The organism is Exiguobacterium sp. s121 (genome assembly GCF_018617245.1).
GTDB lineage: Bacteria > Bacillota > Bacilli > Exiguobacteriales > Exiguobacteriaceae > Exiguobacterium > Exiguobacterium profundum.
In genome coordinates this window covers 172713-186529 of sequence record NZ_JACSJV010000002.1, presented here as the reverse complement: position 1 = coordinate 186529, position 13817 = coordinate 172713, and the positions used below count along the sequence as shown (strand labels likewise).

Sequence of the window (13817 nt, the reverse complement as noted above, 5' to 3'; positions counted from 1 at the left end):
AATTACGTACCAAGACATTCATCGACCATCGCGACCGCGACATGCGCATCGTCAACGCCATGGACGAGAACCCTTCCGTCTTTGAACAAGAGCATCCGATGATTCCGCCATCGCCATTCTAACGTGAACGGGGTCTGCTTCACGGTGATGTCCGCCCGCTCGAGTTGATGCGCAATCGGGTCAAGCCCTTCGATGGAGCGACGGACTTGGACGACATCGCGACCACATAGGAGCGCTGTCTGCTGTCGACTTGAAACAAGACTCGGGTAGTCATGGGCCTGACAAGACGGGCAAGACACGTCGACGAGCCGTGCGACATCGAGCCGCTGTGACTGATTCTCCCACATGTCTTCAATCAACAGTCGACGTTCCATTTGTTCATGACGCCCGGTCAAATATTTCAACGCCTCGACGGCTTGACGACTCGCCACATGTTGCACGATGGGAGCCACCACCCCCGCTGTCGCGCACGTCTGTCCGGCTAACGGCAAATGACGCATGAGACAACGAAGACACGGCGCTTCTTCCGGCATCACCGTGTAGTTCATGCCGTATGCCCCGACACAAGAGGCAAACAAGAACGGAATGCCGCGCTCGAGTGCGAAATCGTTCAATAGAAGACGTGTCTCGACGTTATCGGTCGCGTCCAAGACGAGATCAACGGGCGGCAAAGGCCGAAGCCAATCCCACGATACGTCGGCGATCTGCGCGTCCAACTCAACGTCTGAGTTGATGGTCCGCAGGCGTTCGAGCGCCGCGACCGCTTTCGGCGTCTCGGCACGTGCGTCCTGTTCCGTATAGAGCGTCTGTCGTTGTAAGTTCGTCACCTCTACATAGTCGCGGTCGACGAGGATAAGTGAGACGCCGGCCCGAACAAGTTGATCGCTCACGGCCGCTCCGAGCGCACCGAGACCGACGACGAGCACTCGTTTCACCATCAGACGTTCTTGCCCGTCCCCACCGATACCGTGGAACCGGGCCTGCCGCGCGTAACGTTCCGGAACATGTGTCATCGGACGTAGTCCCCTGACTTCCCGCCTTGTTTCTCAAGCAAGTATGTCGGCCCGATGACGATGCCTTTATCGACCGCTTTCGTCATATCGTATACGGTCAACGCTGCGACCGATGCGGCCGTCAACGCTTCCATCTCAACACCGGTATCACCTTTCGTCTTCACGAACGACTCGATGATGAGCTGTGTCTCGTCCCATTCGAATGTTAAATCGACTTTTTTCAAGGCGAGCGGGTGACACATCGGGATGATGCGGCTCGTCTCTTTGGCGGCCATAATCCCGGCCACTTGGGCGACAGCAAGCACGTCGCCTTTCGCAAGGTCACCATCCGTGATGAGCTGTTTCAGTTCACTGCTCAATTCAACTGATGTGCGGGCCCGAGCTGTCCGTGTCGTTTCCGGTTTATCCGAGACATCGACCATCCGCGCCCGCCCTTGGTCGTTCATGTGTGTCAGTTCCATCGTTTATCCTCCGCTCACCATTGGAATGACGGCGACCGTGTCTCCGTCTGCAACCGTATATTCGTCCGTCTCATAGCGCTCATTGACCGCGAACATGAGACGTCCCGCTCCCGACACGCCCCGCTCGGCCAAATCCGCTCGCAAGGCGGCGATTGTTTGTGGAGCCGAAACGGTATAGGACCGGACCGCCAACTCTTCTGCCACGTGGGCAAAACATAATACCTCAATCATGTGTACGTCACTCCTTCCGGGCGTCCTGGGTGTTGTTCTTTTTGATCACCCATCCATTTCGTGCCGTCGGTCCAATGCTCCCGTTTCCAAATTGGGACAATTTCTTTAATCCGTTCGATGGCGTAACGATTCGCCTCGTATGCGTCGGCGCGATGGGAAGAACTCGTCGCGATGACGACCGCTTCTTCCATGATATCGAGTCGTCCAATCCGGTGATGGATCGCCGTCAACGCACCAGGCCAACGTTCCGCCACTTCTTTCGCGATTTGTTCGAGCATCTTCTCGGCCATCGGTACGTATGATTCATACTCCAAGAGCTCAGTCTGTTTGGAACCCGTCATTTCTCGCACCGTCCCGATAAACAGCACGACCGCCCCGACGTTTCGATGCCGGACCGTTTCGTAAAGCGCCATCGGTTCGAGCGGATGTTCATTCACTTGATACCATTTCATTCTCCATCCACCTTTCCACTAAACGCATCAACCGGTCCTTGTCTGCCACGGAATCTCCGCGCGCGATCACGTTCGTCACATCGACCGGTTGTTCATGCCCGTCTCGCACGAGCACCACTTTCGGATAATCTTTCCGTTTGTATCCCTCGATGATCACGATGTCGACGTGCGCCTCGTACCAGTTGAGGAGCAACTCAAACGTGTCGACCGCTTGCCACTCGATTAACGTCCCGTCTTCACCGATCACACTCGATAGCACGGCACCAGCCAACGCGTGACGATGCGAGTCCGTCATCGGCAAGTCGAACGTCCCTCCGTGACCGTGGTGTTTGATGACACCGACACAGAGCCCCGTCGCCGACAAGCGTGCTGTCAGCTCAGAAACGAACGATGTTTTACCGCTATTTTGATAGCCGACCACTTGTAAAATCAAAGCTGATCGATGATTCGACATCGCACCGAGTCCCCTTTTTGAAACCCTCTCGTTCCGCCTGGCAGATGAATCAACGCGTTACACGTCGCGAGTGAGGAGACGATGCCCGACTTGTCTTTCCCGCTCGGATGAACCACCGTCTGCCCGGTCGCATCAATCGTCACATGTCCACGCACGAACCGGTCGAACGGATTCGTTTTCGGGAAATCGACACCAAGTTCCGCCTGGATGACAGGTCGCTCCGCTTGCCCGAATAACGTCTTCATATACGTGCCGACAAACAGTTCCGTTCCGACAAAACACGCCGACGGATTCCCGGATAATCCAAACAACAACCGATGTTCGACGTGCGCGACCGTCGTGACGGACCCTGGCCGCATCCCAACTTTATTAAACAGCACCGTCGCCCCGAGCGCCTCATATACATCCGGTAAATAATCAAAATCTCCGACCGATACCCCGCCTGTCGTGACGACGGCATCACTCGTCCGAAGTGCCTCGTCAATCGCCCGCTTTGTCGAAGCGAACGTATCCGGCAAGATACCGCCATATGTCGCCGCGCCACCGAGTGCCTCGATTTGAGCGAGAATCATATATGCATTCGAATTATAGATTTGCCCATCGGTTTTTTTCTGTCCCGGTTCAACGAGCTCATCACCGGTCGCAAACACGGTGATGTGCGGTTTTACGTATACGTCGACCTGCTCATACCCGAACGTAGCGAGCAAGGCGATGACGCCCGGATTAATGCGGGTGCCTCGGTCAACGATATTCGTCCCCGCCGTCATATCTTCCCCACGATAGGAAATATTGGCATCGCGGGCCGGTCGCTTGAACGTCACGACTCGTTCATCCGCTTGTGCGAGCTCGAGCATGACGACCGCATCGACTCCGTCTGGAATTTTTGCCCCGGTCATGATGCGAATCGCCTCGCCGGCGCGGAGCGGTTCTCCGACGTGTCCGGCTCCCTGAACGTATTGAATGGGTAATGTCACCGGTTCATCGCGGCTCGCTCTCAACAAATCCGCGGACTGGACAGCAAAACCGTCATACGGAGATTTATTAAATGCTGGAACGTCATGCGTCGCAGTGAGATCCATCGCTAAAATCCGGCCGTTCGCTCGATACAACGGTACCGTTTCCGTCCGACCTTTCCCCGTCGCTTCTTGGACACGGATGACCGCCTCGTCAACGGCGAGCGGCTTACGAAATAGCGTCGACATCTTTTCCATTACTCCACTTCCTTTCCTAGCAATTCTTCATAATCACTCGGTGTGTTCACATTTTTAAACCAGTCCCGTTCAGCAAACGAGACGATTGTCGCCTCTGTCAAGTGAGGCATGACCGCCCGTTCGCCTCGACGTAAAGCGGCTTCGAACTGGAACAGTATCGAGCGGGGATACAAGGCGATGAGCGGATGGATTCGATTATCTGCGTAGGCGACAACCGGCTGCTTCCCGCGTTCCGTCGCAAGCCGTTCGTAAACGGTCGGCGGCAACAAGGGCGTATCACACGCACAGACGGCATACCAATCAGACGGGACGTGCCGCATGACGGTGATGATGCCAGCGAGCGGTCCCATGCCGCGCCATTCCATGTCATCTTCAAGTTGATATGAGGTCATCGACTGTCCGGCCGGTACGACGCTCCATTGGGAAGTCGTCGTTGTAGCGAGTGTCTGTCGCGCCCGCTCTTCAAACGAGATGTCCTCATAACAGGCTTGCCATTTAGGGGATCCGAACCGGCGCGATTTTCCGCCTGCCAAAACGATGCCGATCATCGCGTCGCTTCCCAGACGATATGGGAGAGCTCAGGGAGAATCAAGCGAGTCATCGCCAAGTCGACGGCGCCTCGCGACCCTGGCATCGAAAAGATGATCGTATCCCCGATGCGTCCTGCTAAAGCTCGCGACAACATCGCCGCCGGTCCGATATCTTCCGTGAAGCTGACATAACGGAACAACTCGCCGAAGCCGACCATTTCTCGGTCAAGCAGCGGTCGAATCGTCTCAATGGTGACGTCCCGTTTCGTGATGCCCGTTCCCCCGGTCGTCAAGATGACGTCCATCTTCTCAGCGACCATTCGTCTGACGGCCGCTTCGATTTCAAATGAGTCATCTTTCGTGATCTCACGGTATGTGACCGTATGTGCTTCTTCTTTTAATAGCGTACAAATATGTTCGCCAGACACGTCCGTATCGAGTGTTCGCGTATCCGAGATCGTCAAAATCGCTGCCCGGACACGCTGTGTGTTTTGATGTACATGGTTGTGTGCTTGCATCGTCTTCATCCTCCGATATAACTCATTTCAATTCGGTTTCGCGTCCGACTCCCAGTTCGCGACCGTTCTTCCGAATAGCGGTCGTCCCGTACTTCCCATACCATTTTTAGTGTCATGGCAATCAATTCATCGCTCGCCCCACTGCGGAGCAATTCACGGATATCGGTCCCGTCTTCTGCGAACAGGCACGTGTACCATTTGCCGTCACTCGATAGGCGACCTCGCGTACACGTTCCGCAGAACGGTTGGCTGACCGAAGAGATGAAGCCGACTTGCGCCCCATCCGTGTAACGGTAACGTTGCGCGACTTCTCCTAGTGTTTCGGGTGCAAGCGGTTCAAGTAATCCATTTCGTTGTTTCAACACCTCAAGAATCGATTCAGACGACACGACATGTTCGACGTTCCATTCATTCGCCGTGCCGACATCCATGAACTCGATGTAACGGAGTGTGATGTTCCGTTCTTTGAAATAAGCGGCCATCGAGGCGACTTCATGATCGTTCCAGCCTTTTCGGACGACCATGTTCACTTTCACTTCGAGCCCTTGCCGTTTCGCCTCATCGATTCCTCGTAATACCGTCTCGGGCGACGTGCCGCGTCCGTTCATCATCCCGAACGTCTCGGCCGATAAGGCGTCTAGACTGACGTTGACCCGGTCGAGCCCAGCTTGCTTCAACACTTTCGCCATCCGTTCTAAATAGACGCCGTTCGTCGTCAACCCGATAGTCTCGATGGTCGTGACCGCGCGAAGGCGGCGAATCAGTTCATCGAGATTCGGCCTGAGTAGAGGTTCGCCCCCGGTCAGACGCACTTTTTTCACGCCGTGTGGGGCGATGATGCGAACGAAGCGCTCGATCTCGTCAAACGATAACAACTCATCTCGTTTTAAAAATTGGTGGTGGCGGAACGCTTCTTCCGGCATGCAGTATCGGCAACGAAAGTTGCATTTATCAATGACTGAGATGCGTAAGTCTTCCAACGGTCGTCTCCGTCGATCGGTCCATGGTGTCATCTTGGTTCATCCTTTCTATCCATCAACGACAGCAGGGACCCTCACAGTCCCTGCGTCGATTTGTCAGCGAATCGGCTTCTCAGCACCGCTGCGCAAGTAATAATAAATTGTGGTGGCAATCGAGATCGCATAGAGCCCTAGCATGACGAACAACGCACCGTTGAACGAACCGACGAGCTCGAGCGACCAACCGAACATCTTCGGAATGAAGAATGCGCCGTAAGCAGCAAACGCTGCCGAGAATCCGACGACGGCCGGTGTCTTCGTCGCCACGAACACGTGGGGAATCATCGCGAACGTCGCTCCAGAGTTGAGTCCTGTTGCGATGAACAAGACGACGAAGGAGATGAAAAACATCGTCAAGTTGCTGTTCGTGATGGCCATGATGACACTGATCGTACCGAGCGCCATGATTCCGAACACGATCAATGTCACTTTGGCCGCTCCGATCTTATCACTGATCCAGCCCCCGAACGGACGCGAAGAGGCGCCAAGGAATGCACCAAGGAAGGCGAGCGCCATCAAGTCCGACTCAGGGAACTTTAACTTTAAAATCATCGGGAACGCTGCGGCATATCCAATGAAGGAACCGAACGCCGCCGTGTAGAGCAATGTTTGAATCCAAAAATGTTTGTCTTTAAACACGCTCGCCTGTTCACGAAGCGATTGACGAGCGGTCGGTAAGTTATCCATGAACAAGTATGCGCAGACCGTCAAAATGATGGTCGGCACGACCCAAAGGAGCGCGGCGTTTTGAAGCCAAATCTCTTCGCCGGTCTCGGTCACGAGGGCGTTCCCGCCGATGAACCCGAAAATACTTGTCGTGATGACGAGCGGTGTGATCAATTGGACGAGCGAGACGCCCAAGTTCCCGATGCCTCCGTTAATCCCTAGCGCCGTCCCTTTTTTCGCTTTCGGATAAAACGCGCCGATGTTGGCGTTTGATGACGAGAAGTTTCCGCCGCCTAGTCCGCAAAGTGCGGCCAAAATCATGAATACCCAATACGGCGTATTGACGTTTTGAACGGCATAGGCGATGCCTAGGAGCGGCAACAACAAAATCGATGTCGAGAAGATCGTCCAGTTCCGACCGCCGAATATACTGTTTGCGAACGTATAGAAAAAGCGCAACGTCGCCCCGACAAGTCCAGGCAGTGCGGCCAACGTGAACAACTGGCCTTGCGTAAAGCTAAACCCGATCGAATTCAATTGGACGGCTGCGACCGACCACATTTGCCAGACGATGAATGCAAGCGTCAGTGCCGGGACCGAAACGAGCAAGTTCCGATTGGCGACTTGTTTTCCCGTTCCTTCCCAAAATCCCACATCCTCTGGCTTCCACTCGGCGAGTGCGTGTGACCCTTTGTCTAATTGTTGCATGGTCTATTCCTCCTCTTAACGGTTCAATTCGTACCCTAATCCCATCCTATCGACCGTCCTCTTAAAAAAGTGTGCCTTCTTTCACACTTATTTCGCATCTTGAGTTTTTTTCTCACCCTGTCATCAATCTGTGACAAAATCGCCTATCTTTTGTTTCTGTGACATTGAACACAGAAAAACCCTCCCCGATTCCTTACGATAAGGAATAGAGGAGGGATTAATTTGTCACATCTCATTCAAATCCACTGTGCGCCCAAAGTTCGCTTGGCGCTACAACCATATTTCTTCAGTCAAGACGGGGCCCACGTGTTCCGTGTCTTCGGCGTCGCGATTGCCGAGGCTGCGTTCACCGAGACGGGGCTCGATATCACATTCCCACTTGAAAGTCCTTTAGAAGAACTAGAAGCGCTGCACACCTTGCTCGTTCGGATCGACACTCACCATGACGTGACGATCGATGACGCACAGGCAGTCATCGGTTACTTAGGGGACGGGACCACGGTCACCGTTTATCGCCATTTCAAACGATGGCTCGACTTTTTGTCCGCAGCGCGTGTCCGCTCGATGGAAGGTGTCGTCGTCGAGGTCCGCGCCAACGGGATCAAGCTAGCCGAAGGCGTGCTCCGGTCTTATGAGTTGATGGAAGATGGCGAGTTTTATGTATCGGCCTGTACAATCGAGGCCGATGGATTGGAGCATTTTGAAGGCGAGCTATCGCTTGCCGCCATAATGTAATCAATCGATGACACAGACCGAGACCGGACAGTCCTCACAATGGTTGAGCAGTTTCAACCGGTCGAGGTCATGGATAATGATTTGACGGGAAGGGAGTGAAATAATTCCTTCTTGGGCGAGCTCGTTCAACATGCGATTCACGCGTTCACGCGATGTCCCGCAATAATTGGCGAGCTCTTGGTTTTTCAGTTTCAAGTCGATGAGAATGCCGTCTTCGACTTCCACCCCATAGCTGTTCGCCATACGAATGAGCGTCGAGTAGAGCGCTCCTTTTTTCCCGTTCAACACCAAGTCTCTAAATTTCGTATGCTGTTTCCGCATATGTTCGTTGATCATGACCATGAACTCGCGGACGAATTCCGGGTTCGACGACAAAATCATCGTTTCAATACGCTCGATTTTGACCGCATAAATTTCACTATCTTCTAACGCCTTGGCGTTAAATAAATATTTTGGTTCGATTGCGAATAACGTCAACTCTCCGCAACAAGCCTCAGCGCTTAAACAACGTAACGTCAATTCTTTTCCATTTTCCGTCAATTTCGAAATTTGAATCAGTCCACTCTTTACAATATAAAATTCAGCTGCGTCTTCTTGTTCTCGGAACAGAAAACCGCCTTTTGGGACATGAATGATTCGATGTGCCAATTTTTTTGTTTCCTCGAGCACCATCGCTTTATTTGAATGAGCCATTTCCACCGACCTTCCTTAAAACACGTTGCGCCATATGAAAGCTTGCCTTCATTCTAAACACAAACCCCCTCGAAACGCAATCAACATTTGGAAGCGTTTCAAGGGGAGGACTATTCTTTCATACGATATTCAATTTTTTTCCAATATCGATATAATAAGCCGATCAATCCGACATTGATGACGGCGATGATCATATACAGTCGCATCGAGGCGTGATCATACACCATGTAGCTCTCAATTGTATATTGCAAGAGTATCATGTTCGTCGCGAGCAATATGACCAATCCGATTAAACTCCAACCGTTACGCCCCATGATGAATCTCTCTTCCGACCGCAAAAATCTTCCCGTTCTCGATTTCAAGCAAGATTTTAGGGAGTTCCCGCTGCGGCGGACCGGCCTGTGGTTGGCCGTCGACACCGAAGTAACCACGATGGCACGGACAAAGAAGAACATCTTCTTCCTCCACATAAAACACTGGGCACTGCAGATGAGTGCATTTGTTGTTATAGGCGACGAATTCACCATTCTTTAAATGAACGAGCAACGATGGTTCCGTACCCGGATATTCAAATTCGAGTGATTTCCCGCGCTCTAGCGCCTCGACCGTCGTGATGAACTGACGGTCGGTTCTCGGCTCGCTTCGAACGAAGGCCGCGATATTGAACGGGATAGTCGCGAGACCGAGTGCGATACCTGCGCCGAACGTTGATTTGATGAACGCCCGTCGATTCAGTTTCACGTCATCGGCCCGACTCAAGTTATCGACGAGTTCGGATAAGCGTTCCCGGTCTTTTGATTCATTCGACATAAGTCATCTTCCTTTCCATCTCAATCGGAATAGACGCCAAAGAATTCAGGGACGTAATTCCATTTATCGTCTTGCGAAGGCTTTTTCCCTTCGATCATGTTCATTTGGACGCGTTGACGACGGAGTTGCATCATCTCGTCATGGTCGATGAAGCGAATCGCATCCGACGGACAAACCGACGCACACATCGGCGCGATATCATGTTTGGAGCGGTCGTAACACATGTCGCACTTATACATCTTATTCTTCTCAAAGTCGAACTTCGGAATCCCGAACGGACAAGCGAACGTACAGTTCCGGCAGCCGATACATTTTTCTTCTGAAGCCGATAACACGACGCCCTCTGGCGTGATTTGAATCGCATTCGCCGGACATACTTGAGCACAAGCCGGATTTTTACACTGCATACAGATCATCGGGAACGTCTGACGGTTCTCCGAGAAATCGATATAATCCACATAGTTGCGCTCGAGCCCCTCGTGGTCCCCGCATTCGCGGCAAGCTGCCTGACAGGCCCGACAGCCGATACAACGTTCAAACTCTAAATACATGACCTTATTCATTTCGTATGAACCTCCTCATCCATGACGTGACAGCTCGTCGCAATCGCATGGTCCGCCATGAACGGCACGCTTGATCCGAGCGGGACCGTCAACGGATTAATGTGTAACGGGGTGTTGGCCGGTAACTTTTTCATTTGTACCGCACATACCTTGAACTCCGGCATGCGTGACATCGGATCGAGACACGGGTTCGTCAATTGATTGATGGCAAGCTCCTTGCCCCAATGATAAGGGACGAAGACCGTATCTTTTCGAATCGCCTTCGTCAAACGTGCTTCGACGACAATCGACCCGCGACGTGTGCGAAGCTCGACTTTGTCGCCCGTTTGAAGGCCATAACTTGATGCTAACTCCGGATGGATCTCCACGAACGGCAGTTTTGACATCGTGCTCAAGAAGTCGACACGGCGCGTCTGATTGCCCGATAAGTAATGGAAGACGACCCGACCTGTCGTGAGCGTGACCGGATATTCTTCATTCGCATATTCACCGGCCGGCCGATATGTGACGACAGGCAAATTTGCTTTTCCATTCGCCGTTCCAAACCGTTCTTTGAACATCGTCGGTGTGCCGGGATGATCTTCGGACGGACATGGCCAAAAGACACCATACTCGTCGTCGATTCGTTCCCATGTGATCCCAGAGTAGTCAGCCGCTCCACCTTTCGTCGCGATGCGGAACTCTTCCCAGATGTCACGCGCCGTCTCATACGGGAAGTACTGTCCGCGTCCCATCCGCTCAGCGATCCGCTTCATGATTTCCCAGTCTGGAAGCGAATCCCCGAGCGGTTCGCGCACTTTCCGGATCCGAATGACTCGTCCTTCTAAGTTTGTCGTCGTCCCTTCGTCTTCGGCCCACGAACAAGCCGGTAAGACGACATCAGCGAACTCACAAGATTCCGACATGAAGAAGTCACTAACGACGAAGAAATCGAGTTTGTTGAAACTGTCCCACACGTACGGAAGGTTCGGTGCCGAAACGGCTGGGTTCGAACACATGAGGTGCATCGCCCGAATCGTTCCCGCTTGAATCTCATCGAACATTTCGAACGCGGACACACCTGGTTTTGGCATCTCGGAAGGATCGATGCCCCAAACCCCGCTCACATATTCAATGGCTTTCGGATCAGTTAATTTTCGGTAGCCTGGTAACAGGTCTGCTTTTTGTCCATGTTCTCGTCCACCCTGCCCGTTCCCTTGCCCCGTCATCGTGGCGACGCCCGAAGCAAACTTCCCAATCATGCCTCGTAAGAGCGCCATCGACGTATAGAGCGAGACATTGTCGACGCCTTTTGACTGTTGTTCGACGCCGCGAGCGAACAACATGACCGAACGTGGGCTCTTCCCATAAATATGACCGGCCTTCTCGAGTTTTTCGATGGCGACACCGGTCACCTCACTCGTCCGTTCGAGCGTCCAGTCTCGGACCGACGCTTTCAACTCTTCATAGTTATCGCAACGCTCATCCACGTACGCTTGATCAACATAATCGTGTTCGACTAAAAAGTTGAGCAGTCCCATCGCAAGCGCCGCATCCGTCCCTGGCTTCAAATCGAGATGGACATCGGCGACGCGCGCCATCGGAATTTCACGCGGGTCGGCGACGATGATTTTCGCGCCTTTGTCTTTCGCCTTCCAAATATGTTGCGTCGTCGTCGGATGACATTCGGCGATATTCGAACCGGCGACAAAGAATGTGTCGACGTGCTCGAACTCCGTCCACGGAAGCGTCGCTCCGCGGTCAATCCCAAGTGTCTTTAAGAAACCGCCGGCAGCTGACGACATGCAGAAGCGACCGTTGTAATCGATGAACCGTGTGCCGAGTGCGACCCGCGCATACTTCCCGACGAGGTAACATTTTTCATTCGTCATCGAGACGCCGCCGAAGACGGACACCGCATCTTTCCCATGCTCTCGTTGAATGCGTTTAAAGTTTGCTTCGATGACGTCGAGTGCTTCTTCCCATGTCGCTTTCTCAAACTTGCCGTTCCGTTTGATGAGCGGAGTCATGATGCGGTCCGGATGTTCGATCGTTTGATAGGCCGTGACGCCTTTCGGACAAAGTTTTCCTTTGTTGACCGGGAAATCGTAGCGTGGTTCAACGCCTTTGACGGCCCCGGTTTTCTCATCGACCCGGATATGCATGCCGCACTGCATGCCACAGTAACAGCAATGGGTTGTAATCAATTTTTCGCCTGGTTTGATTAAGTTCTGTACTTCTGGCGACGTTAAAAAGTCACTCATCGTCTTCCCCTCCATAGAACGTTTCCGCTCTTCGTTTTGAAAATCCACTGACGTGATAGCCGTTAATCGTTTGAAGCGGATAATGCATCCCGTCACTTCCAGGCCGTCCGAGCGCCGAATCGAGCCGGGCCCGACGACGACAGCCGTGACAGAGGTCTTGGACCGTGTGCGCCGCATCGACTTTTACGAGTTGGTCCGACCCTTCGAGCAATTGTTTCACTTGTTCAATCTCTTCAAGCGTGCCGGTCGGTTCGCCGCACTTAACGCACAGGTGTCTCATCTTTTGCCTCACCTTTCGTCTCCTTCGGTCGGCCGAATCCTGGCATCGACATGCCTGTGTTCGTATCGACCGGGTGTGTCGGTAACTGTCCGTTCATCAAGTTCAATTGCATCTTCACACGCATCGAACGTCGACACGGTTGGCAGTAATCGGAGAGCTGGGTCCCGTCACTGAGCCCGAGCTGGATCGTCTGTGCTTGCAAAATCGCTTGGACGTCCTCGACTTGATTGTCCGTCGCATAACGTGTCCCGCACCCGGCGCAGACACGGGTCTCATCCGCTTCGACTTCCCGGTAGTTCATCGGGACGCTGGCCGCCATCGGTCGGACCGGCAAGTGGAACAGTTTACCGAACGGGAAGTAACATAAAAAGATGATGACGGTCAATTGATGGAACAAGGCGAGCTCGTGATGGATGAAGCCTCCGAAGAACACGTACGAAACGGTCAACAACAACCCCGAGACAGTGACGATGAGCAACATGAGGAGCGGTAAAATATCAAATTCGAACCGCTGGGTCACTTTCACGTCCTGGTCGTTGATTCGGCGATAGAGTGCCATGAGCACGCCGACGAGCAACATGAGCGCGGTGATGTTCAACCCGTTATAGACGAGCTCCGCGAACAACCCGTGCGCAGCCATCTTGATGGTCGGGATGTTAAAGACGACAATCTGATACGTCTCGATATCAATCAAATCAAACCGCATCCATTGGAACGTCAGCCCGAATGTGATGGCGAACGACCCGAGACATCCCCAGGCAATCAACATATGTTGGGTCCAGCGGTACCAACCACGTTCCCAGATGAACTTCTGTAAGACGATGTTATTGACAGTTGTCGTGGCGACGGCTTTACCGGCCCGTTTCTTTTCTGCCTTCATTTGTTTGAGGCTCCGCTTCAATACTTGTGAGGTGGCCGGCCGTGCAAAAAATAACGTCAAGCGGACGACCATCCCAATCATGCAAATGACGGCGGCGATATAGTAGCCGAACAGCGCCATGTCTACGTGCTCAAATCCTGCCGAGGCGATCCATGTCGAGAGCACCAAGACGGTGAATCCTACGAACGACCACTTTGCGGCGGTCGAATAAAAATAACGATCGGACATATGTGTTCCCCCTTCTCTTTCCGAGCGACTTCATAGTTTCATCATAAAGATGACATCTCGACTTAACTGTTACTTTTTTCACAGATAAGCGATTCGAGACGTGACAGAATAATGAACGAAGG

General features: G+C 52.9%; 18 protein-coding genes. 1 reads left to right on the top strand and 17 read right to left on the bottom strand.

From position 1 onward, the window contains the following. Positions 1-2: 2 nt before the first annotated feature. The 10 genes from KOG47_RS11335 to KOG47_RS11290 form a co-directional block, all read right to left on the bottom strand. On the bottom strand, positions 3-1013 hold the full coding sequence (locus KOG47_RS11335; protein ID WP_215244253.1) for a ThiF family adenylyltransferase: 1011 nt from the start codon (positions 1011-1013) through the stop codon (positions 3-5). Continuing rightward, the gene (gene moaC / locus KOG47_RS11330) at positions 1010-1474 is read right to left on the bottom strand and encodes a cyclic pyranopterin monophosphate synthase MoaC (protein ID WP_015880401.1); all 465 of its coding nucleotides are present in this window, start codon (positions 1472-1474) and stop codon (positions 1010-1012) included. Before moaC ends, KOG47_RS11335 begins: the two co-directional genes overlap by 4 nt. A gap of 3 nt (positions 1475-1477) precedes the next feature. Next, complete coding sequence (locus tag KOG47_RS11325; RefSeq protein ID WP_215244252.1) at positions 1478-1705, bottom strand: MoaD/ThiS family protein; 228 nt, start codon at positions 1703-1705, stop codon at positions 1478-1480. Further along, positions 1702-2157 carry a molybdenum cofactor biosynthesis protein MoaE gene (locus tag KOG47_RS11320; protein ID WP_015880399.1) on the bottom strand — a complete coding sequence of 152 codons (456 nt, stop codon included), beginning with the start codon at positions 2155-2157 and terminating at the stop codon, positions 1702-1704. The genes KOG47_RS11325 and KOG47_RS11320 overlap by 4 nt, the downstream gene beginning before the upstream one ends. Next, entirely contained in the window at positions 2135-2611 is a 477-nt protein-coding gene (mobB, locus tag KOG47_RS11315; protein ID WP_215244251.1) for a molybdopterin-guanine dinucleotide biosynthesis protein B, read from the bottom strand. The genes KOG47_RS11320 and mobB overlap by 23 nt, the downstream gene beginning before the upstream one ends. Next, positions 2587-3822 carry a molybdopterin molybdotransferase MoeA gene (locus tag KOG47_RS11310; RefSeq protein ID WP_015880397.1) on the bottom strand — a complete coding sequence of 412 codons (1236 nt, stop codon included), beginning with the start codon at positions 3820-3822 and terminating at the stop codon, positions 2587-2589. Before KOG47_RS11310 ends, mobB begins: the two co-directional genes overlap by 25 nt. Next, positions 3822-4370: a molybdenum cofactor guanylyltransferase gene (locus KOG47_RS11305; protein WP_215244250.1), complete on the bottom strand. Its 549-nt coding sequence runs from the start codon at positions 4368-4370 to the stop codon at positions 3822-3824. Before KOG47_RS11305 ends, KOG47_RS11310 begins: the two co-directional genes overlap by 1 nt. Beyond that, positions 4367-4870: a MogA/MoaB family molybdenum cofactor biosynthesis protein gene (locus tag KOG47_RS11300; RefSeq protein WP_214784613.1), complete on the bottom strand. Its 504-nt coding sequence runs from the start codon at positions 4868-4870 to the stop codon at positions 4367-4369. The genes KOG47_RS11305 and KOG47_RS11300 overlap by 4 nt, the downstream gene beginning before the upstream one ends. Before the next feature lie 5 nt (positions 4871-4875). Next, positions 4876-5883 (bottom strand): GTP 3',8-cyclase MoaA, encoded by a 1008-nt coding sequence (moaA, locus tag KOG47_RS11295; RefSeq protein ID WP_074035052.1) that lies wholly within the window; start codon positions 5881-5883, stop codon positions 4876-4878. Positions 5884-5946: 63 nt separating this feature from the next. Continuing rightward, positions 5947-7263, bottom strand: a complete 1317-nt coding sequence (locus KOG47_RS11290) for an MFS transporter (protein WP_211781932.1) — start codon at positions 7261-7263, stop codon at positions 5947-5949. 222 nt (positions 7264-7485) lie between these two features. Between KOG47_RS11290 and KOG47_RS11285 the strand changes: the two genes are divergently transcribed. Beyond that, positions 7486-7998 carry a hypothetical protein gene (locus KOG47_RS11285; protein WP_214784360.1) on the top strand — a complete coding sequence of 171 codons (513 nt, stop codon included), beginning with the start codon at positions 7486-7488 and terminating at the stop codon, positions 7996-7998. Here KOG47_RS11285 and KOG47_RS11280 read toward each other — a convergent pair whose 3' ends face one another. The 7 genes from KOG47_RS11280 to KOG47_RS11250 all read right to left on the bottom strand — a co-directional run bounded on the left by KOG47_RS11280 (position 7999) and on the right by KOG47_RS11250 (position 13695). Beyond that, complete coding sequence (locus tag KOG47_RS11280) at positions 7999-8691, bottom strand: Crp/Fnr family transcriptional regulator (protein ID WP_215244249.1); 693 nt, start codon at positions 8689-8691, stop codon at positions 7999-8001. Between the two features lie 110 nt (positions 8692-8801). Further along, on the bottom strand, positions 8802-9005 hold the full coding sequence (locus tag KOG47_RS11275; RefSeq protein WP_214784363.1) for a hypothetical protein: 204 nt from the start codon (positions 9003-9005) through the stop codon (positions 8802-8804). Continuing rightward, a complete protein-coding gene (locus KOG47_RS11270) occupies positions 8995-9501 on the bottom strand; it encodes a QcrA and Rieske domain-containing protein (RefSeq protein WP_015880389.1) in 507 nt (168 codons plus the stop codon). The genes KOG47_RS11275 and KOG47_RS11270 overlap by 11 nt, the downstream gene beginning before the upstream one ends. A 20-nt stretch (positions 9502-9521) precedes the next feature. Then, a complete protein-coding gene (locus tag KOG47_RS11265) occupies positions 9522-10064 on the bottom strand; it encodes a 4Fe-4S dicluster domain-containing protein (protein WP_015880388.1) in 543 nt (180 codons plus the stop codon). Next, positions 10061-12307 (bottom strand): molybdopterin oxidoreductase family protein, encoded by a 2247-nt coding sequence (locus tag KOG47_RS11260; protein WP_015880387.1) that lies wholly within the window; start codon positions 12305-12307, stop codon positions 10061-10063. The genes KOG47_RS11265 and KOG47_RS11260 overlap by 4 nt, the downstream gene beginning before the upstream one ends. Then, positions 12300-12587, bottom strand: coding sequence for a hypothetical protein (locus KOG47_RS11255; RefSeq protein WP_034780588.1), 288 nt, complete (start codon positions 12585-12587; stop codon positions 12300-12302). Before KOG47_RS11255 ends, KOG47_RS11260 begins: the two co-directional genes overlap by 8 nt. Then, positions 12568-13695: an MFS transporter gene (locus tag KOG47_RS11250; RefSeq protein ID WP_015880386.1), complete on the bottom strand. Its 1128-nt coding sequence runs from the start codon at positions 13693-13695 to the stop codon at positions 12568-12570. Before KOG47_RS11250 ends, KOG47_RS11255 begins: the two co-directional genes overlap by 20 nt. Between the last annotated feature and the right edge of the window lie 122 nt (positions 13696-13817).